We start from the raw sequence: 25,394 nt of genomic DNA, 5'->3' as shown, positions 1-25,394 counted from the left end.
GGCTTATCACATAAATGATAAGCCTTTCAAATACGCAAAAAAATCAATACTTAGATTTTATTTTGTACGTCTTGTGCGCCGCCAGTAACAGCTTCGCCAGCGCTTGATACGTCTTGGCCCAAACCTTTAAAAGTGTTGCAACCAGTTAGAACAAACATAGCAGTTAAAGATGCGATGATTAATTTTTTCATAATAGAATCCTCAAAAATGGGTCGTTATAAATAATAACAGTGATGCTAAGCATTAGGCTTGAGCCTCACTGAGGGGTTATTGGATAAGATAATAATAGATAAATACTATCTCGATATCCGTTAGAGACATCATAGTGAAAGTTAAAAACTGTGCAAAGTATCAAAATGTAATTATTGGCAGTAAACTGTAACTTTTAATTACCTTTTGCTCAGAAATTCAAATAACCATCATTTTAGTAGAGTCTGTCCACGTTATCTCGGATCGACGATAATACGCAGATTTGACGACTTAAGGAGTCGATATGACCACCCATATTGTGTTGGTAGCGCCAAAAATGCCTAGTAACACGGGCAATATTATCCGCTTATGTGCCAATACGGGCGCGCAGCTACATTTGGTCAGGCCATTAGGGTTTGAGCTTGATGATAAAAAGCTGCGGCGTGCAGGTTTGGATTATCATGAATACGCGCACCTACAAGTACATGATGATTGGGCGACAGCAAAACTGGCGCTACAGGCAGCGGATTGTCATATTGTCACAGCATTGACCACCAAACTGAGCAAGCCTTTTTATGACTATGACTTTGGTGGGCAACAGATGGCTGCCGAATCTGATTGTGCCCTGATGCCTGAGCAGATACCTAATGTCGCCTTAGTATTTGGCTCTGAAACAGCAGGTCTGGCAGATGATATACGTGAAGATATCGGCGCTGATCACTGGTTGCGCTTGCCTATGCTGGCTGATTCACGCAGTTTAAACTTATCGAATAGTGTGGCGATATGTCTGTATGAGGTCTGGCGTCAGCAAGGCTTCACTGGTGATGAAGGTCGTAGTATCGGGTATGAGACGTTGACAGTGTACGATCCAAAATAGCCATGCATTTTTTACTGATTGCAGGCGATGATCCAACATTTAGGTATTCATCGCCATTCATAACACCTTATCAATCATATATGCCATATATCTTATAAGCAGTTGGGTGGTTTGGGCAGACCGGCAAGGCGATTGACATGGCGGGCAACCAAGCCAGTGTTGAATAACTGCTGTAGTTTCTGATTGCTGATATCATGCTCTGGCAAGGTTTTCTGTAACCATTTAATCAGTGGGCGCGTGGCTGGTGCGTGATTAAACTGAGTAAAAAATGCCCGTACCTGTTGTAAAATTTGTAAATGCTCAGTTTCTAGATGCACCTCTAGAGTGTCGGCCAATTGCTGAGCGACATCAGGGGTCCAGATATTATGGTCACATAAATGACCGTCTTGATCCAATTCAACGTTGATTGCCGCTGTTATATCATGATTGGTTATATCATGATTAATCGTATTATCGTTATTCATAGGGCGATGGTCACTACTTTGTCAAAACCCGCATTATTAGCATCGGTATTATTAGCACTGGTATTACTAGCATTGGTATTCTGAGTTAGATTGACCCATTCTTCATCGGTTAACAGCCCACTCAACTTGGCTTCTAGATTGAGCTTAGCACTGGTATTGGTACTCAGCTGCGCCACATCATCGGCTAAGGCATAAATATTTGCGATGCCTTGTATTTCATTGTCACTCAAATACGCATCAAGCCAACTGATAAAAGCCACGGTGCTACCAAGCAAGAGAATACTGTCACCGGTGCGCCATGTCCGTGACATCTCATCGACACTGCGCCTGAGCATATCCATTGTGCTGTGTATTTGATATAAAGTTGCCATAACAGTGTCCGATTTTTTGCTAGATTTAGGATAAGGCGTGTCCTCATTCTCATCTCTATTTTTAAAATGAGGACATGGCCTAGTATTTAAAGTATTACAAATAAAATTGCGAGGCTAAAAGCGTAGTATTTGCTCAAGGTCTGAAGCGTTCACCACTTCAGGTATCAATGTCAATTGTGAAGCCAAATCAATAGGTAGCATACCTGTTACCCACCCGCTAAAAACATCGTCAGGTAGCCAAGCGGCTGGCATGTCATATAGCTCAAGCGACTGAATCATGCCATGCAAACGCGACGCAGGCTGCATCAACAAGCCAAAAACAGGCGCATCCAAATACAGCTGTACTTCATGACCAAAGGTCGCTAGCGTTAATGCAAGCGCACAGCCTTCATAACTCGCCATTTCAGTCGGCGTGAGCAGCTGAACTAATAATTTCATGGTTAATTCCTAATCTAATTGGTCGCTGACAGTTATTATCATAAGATGTAATCTGTCTGCACGGCAAGTCATCAAAACTGCATCAAACGACAGTCGCCTTGCATCATCATCGCCAGCTCACTCAGTCCGATCAGTGAAAAGCCAGTGGCAAGGTTGTCACCATTAAGTTGATGGCGTTTGCTGTTATCCGTGTCGCTAATGCCGCGACTGAGTGCAGTACTGACACAGACAGGCAGCGCTAACTGGAACTGCTCAGCGAGCGTTTGCCACTCTTTGGTCAAATTAATTTGATCCGCCGACTGCCAGCGTAGATCATTGGCAGTATTAGCCGCATCGCCATAAAAAAATACGTTTAAGGTGATATTATCTAAGGTGGCATTGTCATTGGTATCTTTACTATTGGCGGCATTTTTGAGATAAGCGCGTGCATAACGTAGCGCTAAATGGGCAAGTGGGTGGCTAGGATCAGCAGTAATCAGAAGCAATGGGGTCATGGTTGTCATAAGAGCTCTTTTCAATCATCTGCGCTAAAGTTGTTTATGCTACCATAAAGCGCTCAAAAGCAAATAGGGTCACTGTCATTAAACGTAGTTTTATATTAAATACCGACATATTGCGTATCGTTAGTTGATGCTGTGACTACTTCGTAAGAAAAAACGATAAACTTATGCGCTAAGTTCACGTAGTCTTATCACTCTATGCAAGGAGTTATGTTCCCTATGTCATCCGCTATGCCTTCACGTGCGACCCATGGTACAGATTGTCAGTATACAACCGAACAGCTGCAAATATTGCAGACGGCAAGCGAGTTCGCTTATCAGATTTGGGAGAGTCGAACGGTTTCATGCCAAACGTTTTTACGTAGCTACCCGTTAGATCGAACCTTAACTCGGCAGCAAATCGATGATTTGATTCAAGATTATACGTTAGATGATAATTACCAACTTGCTGATGAAGTGAAGGTAATGAGTGGCCTGCGTCATCTACGTACACTGCTGATGATGCGCTGGATTTGGCAAGATGCCTTACAACTGATAGCACTTGAGCAATTGACCGACGAGCTGTCTGAGTTTGCAGACGGCTGTATCTCATTTGCCAAAGATTATACCTACCAGCATTTGATTAAACAGTACGGCGAACCAACGTTTGTCAATGCCAAAGGTAACGTGCAAATTGATGACATGGCGATTATGGCGATGGGTAAGCTTGGCGCTCATGAGCTGAATCTATCGAGTGATATAGACCTTATCTTTGTCCATCAGGCTCGTGGTGTAACCAGCGGTGATAAATCAAAAGGCACGCGCAGCATAGATAATAAGCGGTTTATGACAAGGCTTGGTCAAGGTATTATTAAATTATTGGATCAAAAGACGGCTGATGGCTTTGTTTTTCGGGTCGATATGCGTCTGCGCCCTTGGGGTGATGGTAGTGATTTGGCCATTCATCTATCTGCATTACAGAAGTACTTCTCTCAACATGGACGTGCATGGGAGCGTTTTGCATGGCTAAAAGCGCGAGTAGTCGGGCAGCTAGAACAGCCGTTTTATGATGAGATACAAGCGCTCATCAAGCCCTTTGTTTTCCGTTATTACGTGGATTACAGTGCTTTTTCAGCGCTCAGGGAGATGAAATCGCTTATTCAAAACCAAGTCGCTCAGCGGGAAGATTTGGATAACATCAAGCTGGGTGCTGGTGGTATCAGAGACATTGAATTTATTGTGCAGGCCTTTCAGTTGATTTATGGTGGCAGGCATCCTCAATTACAGGTGAAATCTTGTTTACAAGCAATGCAGGTATTACATAAGCTTGAGTATCTAGAGAGGACTACTTATCAAGAGCTCCAAGCCGCGTATCGTTTTTTACGTCGGCTTGAACACGCCATTCAAGCGATTAATGATCAACAGACTCAGCGTTTGCCACATGATCCGCAGTGGCAGTATAACTTGGCGGTTACCCTTGGGTTTGACGATTGGAATGCACTGTTAGATACCCTTAACCACCACCGAGACAATGTCAATGTTCCCTTTGAGCGTATGGTGACCGAACGTCAGGTACCGGATCATGAAGACACAGATCTTGAGCCCGAACATCTTGATGAACAGATTGCACGATTGAATGATGTGTTAACGGCAGAAAACCGAGTGCTGTTACAAGATTTTTGGCAGTCAAAGATGGTCGCTAACTTAAGCGATGAGGCTCGCGAGCGGTTGGATGACGCTTATCCTGTAATTATCCATGCGTTACTCGCTCATCAAGAGCAGCAGCAATTGGCCAATACCGCTTTGCCGCGTCTCATTACATTGCTCGAAGCGATTTGTCGTCGTTCTATCTATTTGGTGATGATTGCAGAAAACCCCAATGCAACGATTGAACTGATACCCATGCTGTCGGCCAGTCCTTGGATTGCCAAAGAGTTGGCACATTATCCTGTGCTCTTAGATACTTTTTTACAGCAGCGCTATCGCCACTTGCCGGACAAGCCAGAGTTGCGTGATATTTTGCGTCAACAGCTATTGCGCGTAGAGCCTAATGACGAAGAAGAGCTGCTCAGCGTATTAAGATTATTTAAGAAGAACCAAGTGTTGGCGGTCGCCGCCAGTGATGTATTGGCTGAGCGTCCGATTATGAAGGTGTCGGATTCCCTTACATATATCGCAGCGGTGGTACTAGAAGCCGCATTAGAACGGGCTTTTGCAGAAATTGTCAAACGCTACGGCTATCCTATTGGTCAAGATGGCGATCCGGTGACCGAGGCAGATTGCGGTTTTGCCATCATTGGTTATGGCAAGCTTGGCGGGCTAGAGCTGTCTTATTCTTCAGATTTGGATTTGGTGTTTTTACATAAGATAAAAGAGCAGGGCATGACCACGGGTGAAAAATCAGTCAGCGGTATGAAGTTTGCTGCCCGTTTGGTACAAAAGCTGATGAACTATCTCAATACCCAAACTCGAGATGGCCGCGCTTATGAGATTGATATGCGTCTGCGCCCCTCAGGTAATGCTGGCATGATGGTGGTGTCTTGTCATGCTTTTGAAACCTATCAGCTAGAAAAGGCATGGTCGTGGGAGCATCAAGCCTTGGTACGGGCGCGAGCGATTTGCGGTGATAAACGAGTGACGGCACGCTTTTGTGATATTCGCCGAGACGTATTATCATTACCGCGCACGATAGAGCAGGTGCGTACAGAAGTCACCAGTATGCGTATTAAGATGCAAAAACATCTGGGCACCAGTCAATGGCAACAACAAGCAGGTAAGTTTCATCTTAAACAAGATGCAGGCGGGATCATTGACATTGAATTCTTAGCGCAATTTGCAGTATTGGCTTATTCGCATGAGCATCCGAGCCTGACCAAATGGAGCGACAACGTTCGTATTTTTGAAGAAGTGGCATCACTGGGTATTTGGGAGGAGCAAGTCTGCCAAGATTTAACGGATGCCTACCTCAGAATTCGTGCTGCTACTCATCAATTGGCACTATCAGAGCAATCGCTATTGGTGGATGAGTCACTGTGGAAAGAAACACGAGCATTAGTACAAGCGCAATGGCAACATTTGATGGGTGTTAATTTGGCCGATGGCGATTCGCCTAATTTTTAAGAAGGTTTTTGCTTATAAATAATAGCCTGTGATACTCAAACTAAAAGATTTCATTTGCTAGCACCGCCAGTGATATAATCGGCGACACATTACGATAAATCTGTCAGTTGTTGGTTATTTCTAAGTAAGGATAACACTATATTTTAGCAATAAAATTTGACGCTGCGGTGTTATCATATGATGTTGATAAATACGATTAAACAAAACCTCTAGTCGAAGCATTTATACGTGCGTCGACTATACCTAAAAAAATAGCCGTTAGTGCTAACATAAGGATTATAAAATGAATATGGCAACACAAGATGGCAAGCTTTGGATGAATGGCACAATGATTGAGCAGCCAGATGCCAAAGTCCATGTGCTGACGCATAGCTTGCATTATGGCATGGCTGTGTTTGAAGGTGTGCGTGCTTACCAAACCGCTGATAATCGCACGGCTATTTTTCGTCTGAAAGAACACACAGAGCGTCTGTTAGGCTCTGCAAAAATATTTCAAATGAATGTACCGTTTGATGCAGCAACTCTGGAGCAGGCGCACAAAGATGTGGTCAAGCAAAACAACTTGGCAGAAGCCTATATTCGTCCGCTCATTTGGGTCGGTGCAGAAAAACTAGGCTTGTCTTCACGTGATAACAGCATCAATGCAATGGTTGCTGCTTGGCATTGGGGCGCTTATCTGGGTGAAGAGGGTATCAAAAATGGTATCCGTGTAAAAACCTCTTCATTTACTCATCATATGACCAATGTGACCATGTGTAAGGCAAAAGCCTCGAGCAACTATCCAGTGTCCATTATGGCCAACCAAGAAGTCACTCGTAATGGCTATGACGAAGCTATCTTGATGGATCCGCAGGGTTATGTCTGCCAAGGTGCAGGCGAAAACTTATTCTTAGTCAAAGACGGTGTGCTACATACGCCAGATTTAGCGGGCGGTGCACTTGACGGAATCACGCGTCGTACTATCATTCAATTTGCCGATGATCTAGGCATCAAAGTCGTTGAACGTCGTATCACTCGTGATGAGTTTTACTTGGCGGATGAGATATTCATGACGGGTACGGCGGCTGAAGTGACGCCTATCCGTGAATATGATGATCGTACTATCGGCAATGGTGGACGTGGACCTTTGACTGAAAAGCTACAAACCTTGTACTTTGATGTGGTGCATGGTCGCAATGAGCAGTATATGGATTGGTTAAGTTTTATTGATTAATATTTAAAATTATATTGTATGAGATAAAAAAAGCTAAGATTACTTGAGGTCTTAGCTTTTTTATGAACAATAGACCTGTTATAAGAGTCATAAGCTAAGATCGGATTTAACAATACGAGTGAAGAGATTTATTTTGAGGTCATAGCGCTAACGACGATTGCGATATTTATGGTTGACGATTTTAAAATTTTTGACTAAGCCTACTTTATATTCAACCATAATACAGGGTTTAGCTAGGTATGGATTGGCTTATTTGAGATGCTCTGATAGTCGCTATCAGCTAATAGTTTAATATCATTAAGAAGTCAGTCAGGGTAAATTGCCTTATACAGCCTAAATTTTTGGGCGGAATCTTTAATGATTTGAACATCTGATATATAGCCTATTTTCCAATAGGTGATCAATCGAGTTGTTAAGGTATACTATTTTTTCTGACAACTATACTAATCTCTTTAGTTTTTGTTTGAGCTCTGTAAGGATTTCTGCTACATCGACAACGATTAGTGTCCAATTGACATCATCATCGACTCTATATTAGGAAGGTTTTTGGGTAATTTAAAATTACTAGAGTTAACAATTATGTTTTTTACTCTGCGGCTAATCTAGCTAGGAAAAGACTCATGAATTCCGTAGTCTATATTGATGTGATAAAGCGTCTGGTATTCACACCAATAAGTAAAGGCCAGTAGTATTTGCTTTTGAACACTAAGTGCACTTGGCTTCTTTTATCTAGTCTTTTGTGCTTCAAACTGTTGGATCGCGTCCAACATTTAATGAAAGGTCGCTTTATGAGCACCGGTTTGGCGTAATATCCAACGTCATTGGGTTGTGTATAAACGATGCTGCTTGCTATTAAATACATATACAAAATTGCGAATTGGTATGTAATTATTACAAATACATACTTATTTCAAGCTTAAAAACACCATGTGGGATCGTGATAGGTAACATAAGCAGGAACGTATTGAAAAACTATTCAATATGCATGGTCACCGCATTCTTTGGCTGTCATCCTAGTCTTAATCCCATCGAGCAGAAGTGGGCGTAGGCTAATTTTCTATCCCAAGAGTGGTAGGCTATGAATTAAATAAACTATTTTGTGATATTGGATATATATTTTATATTGGGCTGACTATATTTATAGTGTCTTGGCTTTTAACTTTCAATATCTATTTTTTTGAGGAAAACTATGTTCACAGATAAAACCATTTTAATTACAGGTGGTACAGGCTCATTTGGAAATACATTCGTACCAATGACTTTAGCTAAATATAATCCAAAGAAAATAATAATTTTCTCACGTGATGAGATGAAACAGTGGGATATGGCCAAAAATTTTGAAAATGATGATAGGGTTCGTTTTTTCATCGGTGATGTTCGTGATAAAGAACGTTTATACCGCGCTTTAGATGATGTGGATTATGTAGTTCATGCTGCTGCAACCAAAATTGTTCCTACGGCTGAATACAATCCATTTGAATGCGTGAAAACGAATATTAACGGGGCAATGAATTTAATCGATGCTTGTATCGATAAGGGTGTTAAAGGGGTTGTTGCGCTATCTACTGATAAGGCCAGTAGCCCTATTAACTTATATGGTGCAACTAAGTTAGCTTCTGACAAGCTTTTCGTCGCAGGCAACTCATACTCTGGTCAGCATGGTACTAAGTTCTCAGTGGTGCGTTATGGTAATGTAATGGGCTCACGTGGTTCAGTAATTCCTTTCTTTATGTCTATAAAAGATAAAGGTGTACTGCCAATTACTGATAAACGTATGACTCGTTTTATGATTTCATTAGAAGATGGTGTTGAGCTGGTTTGGCATGCTTTCGAAGATATGATTGGAGGTGAAATCTATGTTAAGAAGATTCCATCAATGAAAATGATTGACTTAGCTCGCGTCGTCGCACCAGAAGCAAAGCAAGACGTTATAGGTATTCGTCCAGGTGAGAAGCTGCATGAGCAAATGATTAGTGCAGAAGACGCTTATTATACTTACGGGTATTTAGAGCACTTCAAAATATTGCCAACTATTAATGGATGGGCGACTGACCCTGCTCGTATCAAAGATGGTAAACGTGTTCCTGAAGGATTCGTTTATGCCAGTGACAATAATACTGAGTGGATGAGCGATGAACAACTTCAAGAATGGATAGAAACCAACCGTGAAAAAATCGGGAGCATCTAAATGATTCCTTATGGTCGCCAAGATATTAGCCAACAAGATATTGATGTAGTAGTCGAGGTATTAAAATCTGATTTTTTAACTCAGGGACCAAAAGTCTCAGCATTTGAAGAATCAGTAGTGGATGCTTGTAATGCAAAGTATGGCGTGGCAGTTAATAGCGCCACATCTGCACTACACATTGCTTGCCTAGCATTAGGTTTAGGTAAAGATGATTGGTTGTGGACAACGCCCAATACGTTTGTGGCCTCTGCCAATTGTGGTTTGTACTGTGGTGCCCAAGTGGACTTCATTGATATCGATCCTCATACCTACAATCTATGTGTTAAAGCATTGCAAGACAAGCTTATTATTGCAGAGAAAGAAGGTAAACTCCCTAAAGTCGTCGTTCCTGTACACTTTAGTGGTCAGCCTTGTGATATGGCCGCTATTTATGCTTTATCACAAATGTATGGGTTTAAAGTTATTGAAGATGCCTCTCACGGTATTGGTGGTAAGTATAAGGATGAACCTATTGGCAATTGTCAATACAGTGACATTACCGTATTTAGCTTCCATCCTGTAAAAATTATTACTACTGCTGAAGGTGGCATGGCGGTTACTAATGATCCTAAATTAGCAGAGCGGTTAAATCTTCTACGAAGTCATGGTATTACTCGTGATGAAAATTTGATGACTAAGCCGGCTGATGGTCCTTGGTATTATCAGCAAATGGAGCTTGGTTACAATTACCGTATGACGGATATGCAAGCTGCCCTAGGTGTTTCTCAAATGCAACGTCTAGATGAATATGTTGCTAAACGCCATGAGCTTGCTGAGCGTTATAATGAGTTACTTAAAGATTTGCCTATTACACTGCCTTGGCAGAGTGATGATAGCTACTCAGGTCTGCATTTATATGTGATTCGATTGCAGTTAGATAAAATATCTAAAACTCAGCTTGAAGTATTTAATGGTATGCGTGAAGCGGGTATCTTAGTGAACCTTCACTATATTCCCATACATCTACAACCTTATTATCAAGAGTCAGGTTTTGAAGCAGGACAGTTTCCTGAAGCTGAGCAGTATTATAAAGAAGCTATTAGCTTGCCTATGTTTCCAACATTATCATATGAACAGCAGCAAGAAGTAGTGGCGAATCTTAAGAAGCTGCTTTTAAAAAACTAAGAGACGTAAGCTCGTCTTAAGTAAGATTACATTTAATAATAAGAGATATGGGCTTCTTATATGCTTAAAAAAAATACTCGCTTAAAGATTGCTTTAGGGACAGTACAGTTCGGTCTGCCTTATGGAATATCTAATAAAAATGGGCAAGTAAGTAGTTCAGAAGTAGGTAAGATTTTAGATCTAGCGCAAGCAAAAGGTGTCCATACATTAGATACTGCAATTGCATACGGTAGTAGCGAAAAAGTGCTGGGTGAGCATAACCTTGGCAGTTTTGATATCGTTACTAAATTGCCTTCTATTCCAGAAGATATCTTAGATATCACAGGCTGGGTTGAAGAGCAAATGACAAGCTCTTTGAATAGGTTAAAAACATCTAAAGTAAATGCTGTACTTCTTCATCGCCCTGAGCAACTCCACTCAGAAATTGGGGCGAAAATATATGCTGCTCTGAATTCCTTAAAGAGTGGAGGTTTAACAGAGCGTATAGGAATTTCAACTTACTCTCCTAATGAATTTATAAACCTTAGTAGAAATTTTCACTTTGACTTAATTCAAGTTCCATTTAATGTTTTAGATACAAGATTGCAAGACTCAGGTGCTTTCGATGCATTAACAGCTCAAGATACAAGCTTGCATGTAAGGTCTATTTTTCTTCAGGGCTTACTATTGATGGAAAAAAAAGAACGATCTAGTAAATTTAATCAGTGGTCACGGCTTTGGACAAAGTGGGAAGAATGGTTAAAGGAAAATAATCTAACCCCTTTAGAAGCATGTATACGTCATGCTTTATCTATGCCTCAGATTGAAAAGGTTGTGGTAGGCGTAGATAGTGCCAATCAGTTGCAAGAAATTATAACGGCAGCTGAAGGTAACTTACCTATGCTACCTTCAAGTCTCTTTTGTCATGATGAAAAATTATTAAGCCCCCATTTATGGAGTCAACTATGAAGACTGTCGCTATCGTTCAGGCCAGGATGGGGTCAACAAGACTTCCCAATAAAGTAATGAAAGAAATTAATGGAACCCCTATGATAGAGGTTTTGTTAAAACGCTTGGCTAAATCCGAACAGATTGATCAGATAATTGTAGCTACATCAGTTGATGCGAAAAACGATTTATTAGTAAGACATGTAGAAAGTTTAGGTTATGTCTGTGAAAGAGGTAGTGAGAACGATGTTTTAGAACGCTATTATCAAGCTGCTAAAGCTCATAATGCTGATATAGTTATACGGATAACGGGAGACTGTCCACTTGTCGATGCTAATCTAGTAGATATTGCCATTAATGATTTTAAAGATCATGGAGTTGACTATCTAAGCAATACTAGTCCAGCGACCTATCCAGATGGTCTAGATATTGAAGTGTTCACTATGAGAGTATTAGAGCGTGCACTAACAGAGACTACATCTTTATTCGATCAAGAGCATGTTACGCCATACATCAGAAATAGCGGTAAATTAAGACTCATTCGATTAGCTATACTGAGGATCTGTCGGACTTGCGATGGACCGTTGATGAGCCTGTCGATTTTGAGGTGATTTCTAACATTTTTGACCATTTTTCACCTAATATATACTTCAGTTGGTATGAGGTTTATGAGTTGCAAAAACAGAAACCTATGTTATTTGATAATAATAGAAATATTAAACGTAATGAAGGAGCTAATATGGGCACAGGTCAAAAACTTTGGAAAAGGGCTAAGTCAGTCATTCCTGGCGGGAACATGCTGCTTTCTAAGCGTGCAGAAATGTTTTTACCAGAGCATTGGCCTGCATACTTTAGTAAAGCGAAAGGTTGCCAAGTTTGGGATTTAGATGGTAACCAATTTACTGATATGTGTATTATGGGCATAGGAACTAATACACTAGGTTATGGCAACGAAGAAGTAGATGATGCAGTTCGCTCTGTAATTGATCAAGGTAACATGTCAACATTGAATGCTCCTGAGGAGGTTTACCTAGCTGAGAAGCTAATTGAGCTACATCCTTGGGCGGATATGGTGCGTTTTGCTCGTACAGGCGGAGAGGCGAATGCGATTGCAATACGTATTGCGAGAGCAGCGTCAGGTAAAGAAAAGGTAGCTGTCTGTGGTTATCACGGTTGGCATGACTGGTATTTATCAGCAAACCTTGGAGATTCAGAAAACTTAGCAGGTCACTTATTACCTGGTCTGAGTCCGAAAGGTGTACCTCAAAATCTTAGAGGTACAGTATTTCCCTTTAATTACAATAATTTTGAAGAGCTAGAAGCACTAGTCAATAAACATGACATTGGCGTTATAAAAATGGAAGTGGTACGTAATATGGGGCCTGAGAATAATTTTTTACATAAGGTTCGTAAGCTTGCTACTGACAAGAATATAGTGCTTATATTTGATGAGTGTACATCAGGATTCCGTGAGACCTTTGGTGGGATTCATAAGAAGTATGGTGTTGAGCCTGATATGGCAATGTTTGGTAAGGCTTTAGGGAATGGCTATGCTGTGACTGCCACGATTGGGAAAAGAGAAGTTATGGAGGCAGCACAGTCGTCATTTATAAGTAGCACATTCTGGACTGAACGTATAGGCTCTGTAGCTGGGCTAAAAACGTTAGAGGTTATGGAGAAGCTTCAATCATGGGATACCATCACTCAAACGGGTCTTAATATTAAAAACAGCTGGCAAAAACTGGCTGATAAGTATGAGCTAGAGATTAGTCAATTTGGACTTCCGGCCTTAACAGGATTTTCGTTTGCTAGTGAAAAGAACTTATATTACAAAACCTTAGTTACTCAAGAGATGTTAAAGAAAGGCTATCTAGCTAGTAATGTTGTGTATGTATGTACCGAACATACAAAACCTATTGTTGAAGGTTATATGGAGGCTCTTGATCCTATATTTTCTTTGATAAAAGAGTGTGAACAAGGACGGTCTGTAGAGGGTTTATTAAATGGCCCCGTATGCCACAGTGGTTTTAAAAGATTAAATTAAATATGAATATAGTCTTCCGCTGTGACGCCTCTATTCAAATAGGTACTGGCCACGTTATGCGTTGCTTAACCCTTGCTGATGAGTTAGCGCATCAGGGTGCTAAGTGCCATTTTATATGTCGTGAGCATGAGGGTCACCTGATAAAGCTTATCGCTCAAAAAGGTTATGACACTTATAAGCTTGAGGTAGAAAGTCAGGATATCTTTAATAAAAAAAACGATAACGAGCCGGTGCTATTCCACTCTAAATGGTTAGGATCTACTCAAGAGGAAGATGCCAGGCAAACCAAAGAGATCATTAAAACATTACAACCGGAATGGCTGGTTATTGACCACTACGCCCTAGATAGTTATTGGGAGAAAAAGCTTAGACCTCATTACAATAATATTCTAGTGATTGACGATTTGGCAGATAGAAAGCATGATTGCGAAGTATTAATTGATCAAACATTTGGTCGTGATGAGCAAGACTATCATAACTTAGCTCCTAATCACTGCGAAATTTTATGTGGAACTACCTATGCGCTACTACGCCCAGAGTTTTCTAAATGGCGTCAGTATAGTTTAGAGCGTAGAAAAGATAATAGTTTACAACACGTCTTAATCAACTTAGGTGGTGTAGATAAGGATAATATAACCTCACATATATTGGAATTATTGAAAAAAGCACCTTTACCTAAATCATGTAAAGTTACGGTGGTTATGGGCTCTACCTCTCCATGGTTAGATGCTGTGACAACTAAAGCTAATCAACTGCCTTGGTATACTGAAGTTAAAACTGGCGTTTCTAATATGGCTGAGCTCATGGCTAACAGCGACTTAGCCATTGGTGCTGCTGGATCAACATCCTGGGAGAGATGCTGCTTAGGCTTACCTACTATTATGTTAGTTATCGCGGATAATCAAATGGATATTGCAAATAATTTACGCTCTATAAATGCAGTAAAAATTGTGTTAAACGATCATAACCTTGCTCAAGTTATCAATGAATATCTATGTGAGTTTATAAAAACGCCAGATAAACTAAAAGCAATGAGTCAGTCTAGCGCAGATGTGCTAGATGGTAGGGGTGTATATACGGTTATAGAACAGATTAAGAGCTTCCATAATGAATAAATCTCAGTTGAAACTACGGCCTATGCAGTCGTCTGACCTAGCATTGGTGATTAGTTGGAGAAACCATATTGATATTCGTAGATATATGTATACCCAGCATGAGATTTCCTTAACTGAGCACACAAATTGGTTTAATAAGGTTTCTAAAGATAGTAGCTATAGCCTTTTAATCTTTGAATTAGATAATGAACCTCTAGGTTTTGTAAATATTCATCGAACCGCTCAACGTGGTATTGCCGATTGGGGATTCTATACTTCACCAGATGCTCCCAAAGGAACAGGGTCGAAGCTTGGTGCACAAGCTTTAGACTATGCTTTTAATATATTACGTCTTCATAAGCTCTGTGGACAAGCCTTAGACTTTAATGAAGCTTCTAGGAAATTTCATAAACGATTAGGTTTTAAAGAAGAGGGTATCCTAGAGCAACATCACTTCGATGGTAAAAAATATTATGATGTTATTTGCTTTGGTTTACTTGCCCACGAGTATTATCTAATAATTAATTAATAATGAGAATTAAATTATGTCTAATATCCCTAGTATAAATATTGCAGGACGTAGGATCGCAACTGATGCTGCCCCTTATATCATTGCAGAGCTCTCTGCTAATCATAATGGCAGCTTTGATACTGCTTTAGAAATTATCAATCAGGCCAAAACCTCAGGTGCTGATGCGATAAAATTACAAACTTATACTGCTGACACCATCACATTAGACAGTGATTCTGAAGATTTCAAAATTCATGGTGGGTTATGGGACGGCGAGACTCTATATAGCCTTTATGAGAAAGCTCATATGCCATGGGAATGGCATAAGCCTTTATTTGAATATGCTCGTGAATTAGATATTACTATGTTTAGCTCGCCTTTTGATAATACAGCTGTAGATCTGTTAGAAGACTTGAATGCTCCAGCATATAAAATTGCCTCTTTTGAAGCTATTGACTTACCCTTAATTCGATATGTGGCAAGTACTGGTAAACCAATGATTATATCGACTGGTATGGCCGATGACAAAGAGATACAAGAAGCAATTGATGCCGCACGATCGGGGGGCTGTAAAGAATTGGCTATCTTACACTGTGTTAGTGGTTATCCTGCTCCCGCGGGAGATTATAATCTGCGTACTCTCTTAGACATGAGAGAGCGTTTCGGGTTAGTAACGGGTTTGTCCGATCACACCATTGACAACACAACGGCAATTACTAGTGTGGCGTTAGGTGCTTCAATTATTGAAAAGCATTTTACTTTAGATCGTAACGGCGGTGGTCCTGACGATAGTTTCTCACTTGAGCCTGAGGATTTAGTTGCTTTATGTCGTGATAGTAAAACAGCTTGGCAAGCATTTGGTTCAGTCAACTATGGCCGTAAACGTAGTGAGCAAGCAAACGTGAAATTCCGTCGCTCATTGTACTTTGTAAAAGATTTAAAAGCGGGTGATATCATTACTGGAGATGCTATACGCAGTGTACGCCCTGGTTTCGGTCTTGCTCCTAAGTTCTATGATAAGATTGTTGGGAAGGTGGTTATAGAGAATATAAGGAAGAACACACCTGTTAGTTTGACAAGCTTTCGATAACTAATATGTAAATATGAGCCTTTCCTAAAAACTGTGTAACTGCTTATAATCCACTAACCGGAGAATAAGCAATGACTAACCAAACTGACATCAAGAAACTGGCTGAGCAAATGGCTGGTAGCATGAAAAGCTTCGATGACATCAAAGACTTTCAAAAGCAGCTCATGCAATCTTTTATCGATACTGCCTTGGAAGCTGAGATGGAAGACCATCTTGGCTACCCTAAGCATGAGAAAGCAGATAAGCCAAATAAACGCAATGGGCATACTAAAAAGCCCGTCCGCAGTGACACAGGCGATCTTGAGATCTCCACCCCAAGAGACCGTCATGGTGACTTTGAACCTACACTCGTGCGCAAGCATCAAACCCGTATTAGTGGCCTTGATGACAAGATCATATTCCTTTACGCCAAGGGTCAAACCACCACCGAGATTGTAGAGAGCATTAAAGAGCTCTACGATGTCGACATCTCAAGCTCTCTTGTCTCAAGAGTCACCGATAACATATTAGAGGACATCACCGCTTGGCAGAACAGACCGCTGAGCAGTGTTTATCCTATCGTCTATTTGGACTGTATTGTCGTTAAAGTACGCCAAGATAAACAGATTATCAACAAGGCTATCTATCTGGCACTAGGTGTGGGACTTAATGGTAAAAAAGAGCTGCTTGGTATGTGGCTATCAGAGAATGAAGGCGCTAAGTTCTGGCTAGGGGTTCTCACTGAACTGCAAAACCGCGGGGTGCAAGATATCCTCATTGCCTGTGTCGATGGTTTAAAGGGCTTCCCTGATGCCATCAATACCGTTTATCCCAACGCTCAGGTTCAGCTGTGTATCGTACACATGGTGCGTTACTCAATGAAGTTCGTACCGTGGACGGATAAGAAGGCCGTAGCGGCTGATTTAAAGGCCATTTACGGCGCTGATACCCTTGAGATGGCAGAGGCCAATCTTGAGCACTTTGATGAGGTGTGGGGCGAGAAATACCCGCACGTGGTTAAGTCTTGGCGCAATAACTGGGAGGGCTTAACGGTGTTCTTTAATTACCCTAAAGACATCAGAAAAGTCATATATACCACCAATGCTATTGAGTCGCTAAACAGCGTGATTCGGACGGCGGTGAATAAGCGTAAGGTGTTCCCCTCTGATCAGGCAGCATTCAAAGTGGTGTACTTAGCCAACCAGCAGGCATCCAAAAAGTGGTCGATGCCAATCCGTAACTGGACGTCTGCTCTGAATCGCTTTATGATTATGTTTGATGACCGTATTAGTAAGCATTTAATCTAAATGGCAGTTACACAGAATCTGGGATGGTCTCGTAAATATATTAAGAATGAGCTTTTATCTTAATTATTTGGATTTACTTAATAGAGCTTTTCTTCTATTAGAGAGATGGATCATTATAAAATGGGATTTTAGACTTTATTTTACGCTCGACTTTTCTAACATTTCTAGTGTTAATAGTTTTACTCATAGATCTAGAGGGTATTATTAGCTTATCTCCAATACCATCAATGAGAACGAACTCAGGCCTACCTCTTCTATTTTCAGTGTACATTATGCCAGCAATATTAACTTCTCCAAAAACGATATGAAGATGACAACATTCATCAAAAAATTGATCCAAGGCTTTGGCATGTTTTGATGTAAACTCATCATGGCTAGATAAGTAGGATAAAGTCTTAGGAGAGCCTGATGGACTGATAATTTTTTCTGTTACTAGGCCTAACCCCCAGTCTGTACCTACAAAGCCATGTACAGTCTCAATGGGGAAGGTGTAGTTTTTCTCATAAAAATTGGTTTTGCATAGTTGCAAATATTGGATTAATTCTCTACGGAACTGTCTGTAAATGCCCTGTGATCTATGTGCTCGTAAGTAGTGTTGACCAACTCTAGCACCATCTGCGGTGGCGTTCTCGGGTCTCATTATCTTAATTACTTTATCAGGACTTTCAATATGTTCAAAGACAAGTTTTTGAGTTCCTTTGCCTAAAAGATTTAAGTCTGACCCCTGCCGTCAAATCCGTACAGTTAAACTTGGGAGATTTTAATTACGCAGCCTGACAATAAAAGTCAAACCACACCTGTCTTGGCGTTTTATAGCCCAAGCCCTTTTGAATCCTAGTCTGATTATAATACAACTCAATATAGCCAATGATATCGCTGATCGCTACAAACCTTGTTTTATAGTCTTGGTGATACACCAGCTCATGCTTTAATGTGCCCCAGAAGCTTTCTATCGGAGCGTTGTCAAAGCAATTACCTTTACCACTCATTGAGCCTTTAAAATGATGCTGATTGATGATTTTGTGATAGGCATGACTGCAATACTGGCTGCCTCTGTCAGAGTGCACAATCAATCCTTGGCTTGGACGTTTATTTTTGATTGCCATATTGAGTGCACGGCATACTAGATCAGCGGTCATACGTTTGTTAATGGCATAGCCGACCAGCTCTTTGGTGTATAAGTCTTTAACGCCTGCCAAGTACAGCCAGCCCTCATTTGTCCAGATATAGGTGATGTCACTGACCCACGCTTGGTTAGGGCGACTGGCATCAAACTTCTGATCCAGTACGTTTGGATAGACCAGCTTATTGTGATTAGAGTCTGTCGTAATTTTAAAGCGCTTGTGGCGACGGCATTTGATGCCATGTTCCTCTTTAATGCTTCTAACCATGTATAGGCTAATGTCATGGCCTTGCTCGGTGAGCGTTGCATGCAAACGCTCATAACCATAACGTTCTTTACTTTCACTGTGAGCGGCTTTAACTAGTAGCTCACAATGGTTGCGGTGTATCTGCTGCTCGCTGATATCGCGACTACTCCAGTCGTAATAACTTGATGGTTTGACGCTTAACACATAGCACATAGTGGTGATGCTAAATATCTGCTGATTGTCTTTAATAAAGGCGTACCTGACTAGCTGTGCTTGGCGAAGTACGCCGTCGCCTTTTTTAATATCTCTCGCTCCTCTTCGGCAACTTTAAGCTGTCGTTTGAGGCGCTTGTTATCTTCTAGAACAGCTATAAGCTGTGGATCATACTGCTCAGTGCCTACAAGCTTGCCTTGATTAGCTTTGTTGTTCCAATTCGATAAGGTTTGCATGGCGATGCCAAGCTGCTTTGCAGTTGCTGAAATATTGCCGTTGTTGTCTGTGATCTTTTTAACAGCTTCGGCTTTAAATTCGTTACTGTAGGTTCTTATTTTCTTGGTCATGGTAAACTCCGATTAATACGCTTAGTTTACCAAGTTTATCTCTACGGTTTCTTCAGCATAGCTCAGTCTTTAATAGAATACATATGTCCAATTCCTTTTAGTCACTTAAAAGCTTCTAATAAATAAGAAGGTGAGCTGCCCCAATAGTACTCTACGCATTCAAGCTGTGGGGTGGAGATGCTTTCATCAAACTCAAAAAACATGGTTTTGATATGTTCAATATCATTTAAGTGTGTATTTAAATCATCTCCTTGCCGTTGACTCAGCTCTTTTTTAGCTTCATCTTCCTGCCCTAGAATAGGTAAGTATTCTAGTTTGCTACCATTCCAGATTTGAATAGGCCTATTTAATGATACAGAGTAGCCAACATGAGTGCCTACAGAATTAGTTAACACAGCATCCGAAATTAGCAGTATGGTTTTTAATCTCGAAAGAAAGTTAGCATCATAAGAATGCCCAGCAGTTACAATTCTAAAGCCTGATAGCTCATATTCCTTATGGTTATTCAATTCAATATCTTTCCAGTACATGCAGACTAAGATTGAGTTAAAACGATATTTTTCCTTAAAAATTTCAATGTACTTAATGAACTCTGTAATATTGTGATTAGCATATACACTATCAATAGAATGGGAAGGGAAAACAACCAAAGTTTTTCCCAATTTATCTTTCTCTGACAGTAGCTTTTCAGAGTCATAGAGAGACTTTGTATAGTTAATGTAGGGACCAACAGCAATGATATTTTGCTCTGTCTTAGCGCCAATAAATTTTTTTCTATACTCTGAAAAAGTAATGATATTCTTAAATCGACTTTTAAGATGGCGTGAGGGAACAAGACTACCAATATACAAGCCATGTTCAATTGTAGTCTCACTAAAATCTAAATGTGGGAAACTAGCTTGGATGACACTTCCATTTCCATATAAATTATTTTCTTTATGGGGTACAAAAGGATAGAAGTCTAAGGGTTTCATTAGCTCCGTATAATCAAAAATACTAAGTCCCGATCGGGGGTTAATATCTTTTATAGATTGCCAACCACCGCGAAAGCCATATTTAACTTTTTTTAGATTTTCTATAGAGCTGTTTATAATTGACATATATTACCCTGTAAGACAGTAAATGAGTTCAAGCTGTAAATTTATATGCATTATTTAAAGGTATGAAATTATTTAAAAGCTATCTCTTTAGCTAATAATGCTTTTTTCGTTTGCTGAGCAACTCTCTTTAACTCCCTACGTACTTTATTGAACCCTGTTGTTTTATTAGCTTTCATTCTATCTTTACGTTCATTGATGAGTAAGCTTGGTAATAATAAGTCTGCTTCTGGGCCAGCTAAAATTATCTCCTGTATGCACAAAGCGGGCTTCATTTGGTATATCGGCTCATCATAATTTAGTATAAACTCTTCGAAAATTAGTTCATCTAAGGGGCGTAAAATTGTTTTATTTATATAATTAAAAAAAGTGTGAGATCCTTTCAGAGAGAGTATATAGCCACCAGTACCTAAGTGTTTACTTTTTAATTGGTGCAACTGTCTTGTTACTCCCTGTATGTTATAAGATTTCTTAGCATAGATAATTTTTTTAAGAACAGTTTCAATCTTAATAATATTCCACTCAGACTTAATCCAAGTAGATCTGTTCAGTAATTCTTCAGCGTCTTCACCTAGATAGATATCATCTTCAAAGATAGTAACGTAAGGGATGTTTTCGTCAATCGTCTTTTTCCAGATAGCTACATGACTCATCATACAAGCTAGTTCACCTGGAGTTAACTTAGCATCTTTAAGGTTTAAACCTAAATTGTTGGCAAAATCTTTGGCTGTATCTGGAGTTAACGCATCAAAGAACTCAAAATCTACTTTATATTTACCAAACTCTTCGTTTATATGCTTTCTGCGCTCTACCGCAGATTCTAAACTTATTACGATATTTTTCATAAAATATAAACTACTTGTTTAGGTATAAGTTGGCAACAGCTGTGGTTTTATTTTGCCACATTCTTTTCCGTTTTTTTATATTATAGGACAAGTCTCGATTTTCTTTGTCTTTGCGTTTTATGTTTTGCGAAGCTTCGGTTCCTAAGATATCGCTGTCAAGTCCCAAGGGCTGTACCAATGCAGGCCAAACCCCCAAACCTTTCCCATTGTCACTCAGCCATTGTTGGAAAAAGATATCAACGGGCATAGAGATGGTTTGGCGGCTGCTATAAATGCTTCAGCACCCTTACGTGACCAAATGAGGCCAAGACCACGAATAGGGAAATAATAGGCGTGCCATAATGTATGTTTATCAAAGCTAACGATATCCCGAGCAAGCTTTTTCTTTTTTGCTGCAGGATTTATCAAGTACCAGTCCAACGTTGGATGAGCATATAAAAACGCTAGGGTTTCATTGACTATTGTCTTGAAGCTGGTAGACAAGGTCATATCATCTTCTAGTACCACCAAAAAGTCAGCATCCGTCTGCAAAAATTGTTCAGCGCAGTTGTAATGACTTAGATAGCAGCCGATTTCGGAACTTAATAAGCCACGTCCTAGATTTTTTCTGACTTGAAAATCATCATAATCTACAAAATCAGACAGCTCTTTGCCGCGACCATCATAGGCAGGTATCCTCTCAAACGGCCAGCCTATCTGCTCTAACTGCTGAGTTGCGCTCTCTAGACGCGTATCGCTTCCATCTAAATTAATCAAATATGTCAATGTCTTCATAGGTTGACTCTTCCTTGCTATATCTATTCTACGACTTATCGAGTTTTATGCTTGCTGTGATTCTTTTGGTTCTTCTAAATAATAGGCTCTGTACCAATTTACAAATTTCAAGATGCCATCTTCGATACTGGTTTCGGGTCTAAAGCCAATGTCGGCTGTTAGCTCGTCTATGTCGGCATAAGTCGCTGGGACGTCACCTGGCTGCATGGGCAACAAGTTTTCTTTTGCTTTTTTACCGCATGCACTTTCAATCGCAGTAATAAAGCGTCGCAGCGTTACGGGTTGGTTATTACCGATATTATAGATTTGGTAAGGCGCTATCGCTGTGGTCGCAAAAGATTGTTGTGGTTCTGGAATTTTATCAATAATACGAGTGATGCCTTCGACAATATCATCAATGTAGGTGAAATCACGTTGCATCTCACCATTGTTATAGACATCTATCTGCTCGCCTGCTAATATTTTTTTGGTGAATGAAAAGTAGGCCATATCAGGGCGACCATAAGGGCCATAGACCGTAAAAAATCGCAACCCTGTCGTGGGGATGTTGTATAAATGACTATAAGTATGTGCCATTAATTCGTTAGATTTTTTGGTCGCAGCATATAAGCTGATGGGATAATCTACACGATCTCCAGTGCTAAAAGGCTGTTTGATATTCATACCGTATACAGAGCTAGAGCTGGCGTATACCAAATGTTTTACCTGAGTATGTCGACAGCCTTCAAGGACGTTCAAAAATCCAACCACATTGGAGTCAATATATTCGTGAGGCTTTTCAATAGAATAGCGTACGCCCGCTTGAGCGCCGAGATTGATCACAATATCAAAGCTATGTTCTGCAAACAAATGGACCATGGCTTCACGGTCAGCCAGATCTAAGGTGATAAATCTAAAACTATCTTTATTTGAATATTCGCTTAGTATTTTGAGGCGGTCTTTTTTTAACGCAACCTCATAGTAAGCGTTTAGATTGTCAATACCGACGATAAAGTGATTATCGCTTAGTAATGCTCTAATTAAATGAAAGCCAATAAAACCTGCAGCACCAGTCACTAAAATTTTCATTAATCGCTCCCAAATAAATCTCTAGTAAACACTTTATGCGACACGTCTTGTATGTCTGCAGATAAGCGGTTTGCCACGATAATATCGCTCATGGCTTTGAATGCGTCCAAATCCTTAATGACTTTTGAGTTAAAAAACTCTTCTTCTTTTAACACGGGTTCATAGACAACCACTTCGATACCTTTTGCTTTGATACGCTTCATAATGCCTTGAATAGCAGACGCTCTGAAATTGTCCGAACCACTTTTCATCACTAGCCGATGGATACCAACGACTTTTGGTTGCTTTTCAATGATTTTATCAGCAATAAAATCTTTACGAGTACTATTAGAGTCAACGATGGCTCTGATAAGGTTGCTCGGAACTTCATCATAATTTGCCAATAGCTGTTTGGTGTCTTTAGGCAAACAATAGCCACCATAGCCAAACGATGGATTGTTGTAATGATTGCCGATACGCGGGTCTAATCCTACGCCTTCAATAATTTGCTTGGTATCTAACCCAAAAGTCTGGGCATACGTATCCAGCTCATTAAAATAGGCAACACGCATCGCTAAATAAGTATTAGAAAATAATTTAATGGCCTCAGCTTCAGTAGATTCAGTAAATAGCTGAGGAACATCTTTCTTTATCGCACCTTCCAAAAGCAAATCTGCAAATTGTCTAGCTCGTTCCGACTGCTCACCGACAATAATTCTCGAAGGGTAAAGATTGTCGTATAGCGCTTTGCCTTCGCGTAAAAATTCAGGCGAAAAAATGATATTATCTGTCAAAAATCGTTTTCTAATGTCATTGGTATAGCCGACGGGCACTGTTGATTTTATAACGATTAGCGCATTTTTATTAACACTCAGGACCTCTCCAATGACGCTTTCAACACTTTGGGTATTGAAATAGTTGGTCTTTGAGTCGTAATCCGTAGGGGTAGCAACAATAATAAAATCTGCGTCTTTGTAAGCGGCTTTGGCATCTAAAGTGGCTGTGAAATCGATGGGTTTGTTGAGTAAAAAATCTTCAATATCTGGATCTACAATAGGAGATTGCTTGGCATTCAACCTCTCGACTCTTTTTGCTATGACATCGACAGCGATTACTTTATTGTGCTGGGCAAGTAACATAGCATTGGATAAGCCGACATAGCCTGTACCTACTACTGTTATTTTCATAAAAATTCCAAGGTTATATTTTTATTATTATAAGATTGATTTTATTTAGTGGGATTTAGCAATAACGATGATGGCAGATGCTGGGAAAACTTCTGAATCATCGCCTCGGTAATATTGTTACGGGAGTCAGAGTCCAGCAAGTCTAAGCTTTGTATGCAGCCATATTTGACAGATTTTTTTTGCAAACCTGCTAAAAAATCCTCAACACCATTTTCATTTTTTAGATAGTTGATCGCTACGGGCGGCTTTAGACAAGCTTGTCCTTGTTGAATCTTTAGGTGATTCATTAAGGTAATGGGATTTACCTGAGCCACATCTCTAAATTTATATTGAATTTGCTCAATCAATAGCTGAGGGTGATGCAAAAGATAGTTTTTTAAAATATTCTTATCGACAATATGGGGATAGTGGTGCACTTCAAAAAACTGATTCATCCCCAAGATTTTAGCGCTGAGCATTTGAGCAATTGTATGTTTGGGTTGAACTTTTTTGCCCGATAGTTTTTGTAGAGACTTTCGATATTGAAGTTTGGCTTGTAGAATGGCATTCTTGCGCCAATGACCATGAATGATAATCGTGTCGTCATCTAAAAAATCTGTAATAACAGCAGGTTGGTTGAAGAAAAAATCATCATTCATGTATATAAAATAATCAGACAGATCTGAGATATTCCATAGCATGCTTTCAATAGACCGCGTGTTAAAAGTAGGTAAAAACTGCTCATAGCCCGCAAAGAGGTCTTTATGATCGATGATACGTATCTTGTCTTTTGCACAAATATTCTGTTCAGCAAATGCTTCAATCAGTGCCGGTTGCTGTTGGTCGGTGACGATATAGATATGTCGACAGAAAGGTACGTATTTTATGATGGAGGCAATATTGTTATATATTTCATCGTTACTGGCGAAACGTGTTGAACTGATAGCATCAGATGCCGCGCTGGTTGTTTTTTGATAACGCGCTCTTTTTTGTTTAAGCAGTGGCTCATCACCATCTACCCAAGCAATCACAATATCTATTTGCTTTTCATCATCTGCTTTCATGGTATTTCCTATGGGT

The 25,394-nt window shown here is 40.1% G+C and carries 23 protein-coding genes and 2 pseudogenes; 12 read left to right on the top strand and 13 right to left on the bottom strand.

Features of this window, described 5'->3' with window-relative positions:
• Positions 1-50: 50 nt before the first annotated feature.
• Complete coding sequence (locus tag JMV76_RS01520; RefSeq protein WP_045447789.1) at positions 51-191, bottom strand: entericidin A/B family lipoprotein; 141 nt, start codon at positions 189-191, stop codon at positions 51-53.
• A gap of 302 nt (positions 192-493) precedes the next feature.
• On the opposite strand from JMV76_RS01520, the gene JMV76_RS01515 reads away from it, so the two are divergent.
• Complete coding sequence (locus tag JMV76_RS01515; protein WP_201501369.1) at positions 494-1,066, top strand: tRNA (cytidine(34)-2'-O)-methyltransferase; 573 nt, start codon at positions 494-496, stop codon at positions 1,064-1,066.
• Positions 1,067-1,158: 92 nt separating this feature from the next.
• On the opposite strand, the gene JMV76_RS01510 is transcribed toward JMV76_RS01515, so the two are convergent.
• The 4 genes from JMV76_RS01510 to tusD all read right to left on the bottom strand — a co-directional run bounded on the left by JMV76_RS01510 (position 1,159) and on the right by tusD (position 2,842).
• Positions 1,159-1,530, bottom strand: coding sequence for a TusE/DsrC/DsvC family sulfur relay protein (locus tag JMV76_RS01510; RefSeq protein ID WP_374190031.1), 372 nt, complete (start codon positions 1,528-1,530; stop codon positions 1,159-1,161).
• On the bottom strand, positions 1,527-1,901 hold the full coding sequence (locus JMV76_RS01505; RefSeq protein ID WP_227690009.1) for a hypothetical protein: 375 nt from the start codon (positions 1,899-1,901) through the stop codon (positions 1,527-1,529). The genes JMV76_RS01510 and JMV76_RS01505 overlap by 4 nt, the downstream gene beginning before the upstream one ends.
• A 114-nt stretch (positions 1,902-2,015) precedes the next feature.
• Positions 2,016-2,339 (bottom strand): hypothetical protein, encoded by a 324-nt coding sequence (locus tag JMV76_RS01500; protein WP_201501368.1) that lies wholly within the window; start codon positions 2,337-2,339, stop codon positions 2,016-2,018.
• 71 nt (positions 2,340-2,410) lie between these two features.
• Positions 2,411-2,842: a sulfurtransferase complex subunit TusD gene (gene tusD, locus JMV76_RS01495; protein WP_201501367.1), complete on the bottom strand. Its 432-nt coding sequence runs from the start codon at positions 2,840-2,842 to the stop codon at positions 2,411-2,413.
• Positions 2,843-3,058: 216 nt separating this feature from the next.
• Here tusD and glnE point away from each other — a divergent pair, with 216 nt between their 5' ends.
• The 11 genes from glnE (at position 3,059) to JMV76_RS01440 (ending at position 17,455) form a co-directional block, all read left to right on the top strand.
• Positions 3,059-5,938 carry a bifunctional [glutamate--ammonia ligase]-adenylyl-L-tyrosine phosphorylase/[glutamate--ammonia-ligase] adenylyltransferase gene (gene glnE, locus JMV76_RS01490; protein WP_087815249.1) on the top strand — a complete coding sequence of 960 codons (2,880 nt, stop codon included), beginning with the start codon at positions 3,059-3,061 and terminating at the stop codon, positions 5,936-5,938.
• 283 nt (positions 5,939-6,221) lie between these two features.
• Positions 6,222-7,151, top strand: coding sequence for a branched-chain amino acid transaminase (locus JMV76_RS01485; protein ID WP_201501366.1), 930 nt, complete (start codon positions 6,222-6,224; stop codon positions 7,149-7,151).
• Positions 7,152-8,340: 1,189 nt separating this feature from the next.
• Positions 8,341-9,339 carry a UDP-N-acetylglucosamine 4,6-dehydratase (inverting) gene (gene pseB, locus JMV76_RS01480; RefSeq protein WP_201501365.1) on the top strand — a complete coding sequence of 333 codons (999 nt, stop codon included), beginning with the start codon at positions 8,341-8,343 and terminating at the stop codon, positions 9,337-9,339.
• Positions 9,340-10,503 (top strand): UDP-4-amino-4,6-dideoxy-N-acetyl-beta-L-altrosamine transaminase, encoded by a 1,164-nt coding sequence (pseC, locus tag JMV76_RS01475; protein ID WP_201501364.1) that lies wholly within the window; start codon positions 9,340-9,342, stop codon positions 10,501-10,503.
• Positions 10,504-10,563: 60 nt separating this feature from the next.
• Positions 10,564-11,451, top strand: coding sequence for an aldo/keto reductase (locus tag JMV76_RS01470; RefSeq protein WP_045447804.1), 888 nt, complete (start codon positions 10,564-10,566; stop codon positions 11,449-11,451).
• Positions 11,448-12,041 (top strand): cytidylyltransferase domain-containing protein, encoded by a 594-nt coding sequence (locus JMV76_RS15025; protein WP_201501363.1) that lies wholly within the window; start codon positions 11,448-11,450, stop codon positions 12,039-12,041. The genes JMV76_RS01470 and JMV76_RS15025 overlap by 4 nt, the downstream gene beginning before the upstream one ends.
• Positions 12,002-13,474, top strand: coding sequence for an aminotransferase class III-fold pyridoxal phosphate-dependent enzyme (locus JMV76_RS01460; protein ID WP_201501362.1), 1,473 nt, complete (start codon positions 12,002-12,004; stop codon positions 13,472-13,474). Before JMV76_RS15025 ends, JMV76_RS01460 begins: the two co-directional genes overlap by 40 nt.
• Before the next feature lie 2 nt (positions 13,475-13,476).
• On the top strand, positions 13,477-14,589 hold the full coding sequence (gene pseG / locus JMV76_RS01455; protein WP_201501361.1) for a UDP-2,4-diacetamido-2,4,6-trideoxy-beta-L-altropyranose hydrolase: 1,113 nt from the start codon (positions 13,477-13,479) through the stop codon (positions 14,587-14,589).
• The gene (gene pseH, locus JMV76_RS01450; protein WP_227690007.1) at positions 14,582-15,097 is read left to right on the top strand and encodes a UDP-4-amino-4,6-dideoxy-N-acetyl-beta-L-altrosamine N-acetyltransferase; all 516 of its coding nucleotides are present in this window, start codon (positions 14,582-14,584) and stop codon (positions 15,095-15,097) included. The genes pseG and pseH overlap by 8 nt, the downstream gene beginning before the upstream one ends.
• A 16-nt stretch (positions 15,098-15,113) precedes the next feature.
• A complete protein-coding gene (gene pseI, locus JMV76_RS01445; protein WP_201501360.1) occupies positions 15,114-16,169 on the top strand; it encodes a pseudaminic acid synthase in 1,056 nt (351 codons plus the stop codon).
• Between the two features lie 71 nt (positions 16,170-16,240).
• Positions 16,241-17,455 carry an IS256 family transposase gene (locus JMV76_RS01440; RefSeq protein WP_201501359.1) on the top strand — a complete coding sequence of 405 codons (1,215 nt, stop codon included), beginning with the start codon at positions 16,241-16,243 and terminating at the stop codon, positions 17,453-17,455.
• 97 nt (positions 17,456-17,552) lie between these two features.
• On the opposite strand, the pseudogene JMV76_RS01435 reads toward JMV76_RS01440, so the two are convergent.
• The 8 genes and pseudogenes from JMV76_RS01435 to JMV76_RS01400 all read right to left on the bottom strand — a co-directional run.
• Positions 17,553-18,161 (bottom strand): annotated as a pseudogene (locus JMV76_RS01435) (YrbL family protein); the annotation flags it as partial.
• A 58-nt stretch (positions 18,162-18,219) separates the two neighbouring features.
• Positions 18,220-19,385, bottom strand: a protein-coding gene (locus tag JMV76_RS01430; RefSeq protein WP_201501358.1) for an IS3 family transposase whose coding sequence is annotated in 2 segments (ribosomal slippage) — positions 18,220-19,127 and positions 19,127-19,385 — 1,167 coding nt in all. Because the reading frame shifts where the segments join, the coding sequence is not laid out codon by codon here.
• 101 nt (positions 19,386-19,486) lie between these two features.
• On the bottom strand, positions 19,487-20,485 hold the full coding sequence (locus JMV76_RS01425) for a hypothetical protein (RefSeq protein ID WP_201501357.1): 999 nt from the start codon (positions 20,483-20,485) through the stop codon (positions 19,487-19,489).
• Between the two features lie 68 nt (positions 20,486-20,553).
• Complete coding sequence (locus JMV76_RS01420; RefSeq protein ID WP_201501356.1) at positions 20,554-21,327, bottom strand: glycosyltransferase family 25 protein; 774 nt, start codon at positions 21,325-21,327, stop codon at positions 20,554-20,556.
• A 10-nt stretch (positions 21,328-21,337) separates the two neighbouring features.
• A pseudogene (locus JMV76_RS01415) lies at positions 21,338-22,101 on the bottom strand (glycosyltransferase family 25 protein).
• Positions 22,102-22,146: 45 nt separating this feature from the next.
• A complete protein-coding gene (locus tag JMV76_RS01410) occupies positions 22,147-23,169 on the bottom strand; it encodes an NAD-dependent epimerase (protein ID WP_201501355.1) in 1,023 nt (340 codons plus the stop codon).
• Positions 23,169-24,335, bottom strand: coding sequence for a nucleotide sugar dehydrogenase (locus JMV76_RS01405; RefSeq protein WP_201501354.1), 1,167 nt, complete (start codon positions 24,333-24,335; stop codon positions 23,169-23,171). Before JMV76_RS01405 ends, JMV76_RS01410 begins: the two co-directional genes overlap by 1 nt.
• A 41-nt stretch (positions 24,336-24,376) precedes the next feature.
• Positions 24,377-25,378 (bottom strand): Stealth CR1 domain-containing protein, encoded by a 1,002-nt coding sequence (locus tag JMV76_RS01400; protein ID WP_201501353.1) that lies wholly within the window; start codon positions 25,376-25,378, stop codon positions 24,377-24,379.
• Positions 25,379-25,394 lie beyond the last annotated feature (16 nt).

The organism is Psychrobacter cibarius, assembly GCF_904845955.1.
Taxonomy (GTDB): Bacteria; Pseudomonadota; Gammaproteobacteria; order Pseudomonadales; family Moraxellaceae; genus Psychrobacter; species Psychrobacter cibarius_B.
Note: the sequence above shows the minus strand (reverse complement) of the source record. Positions and strands in the feature narration are given on the sequence as shown.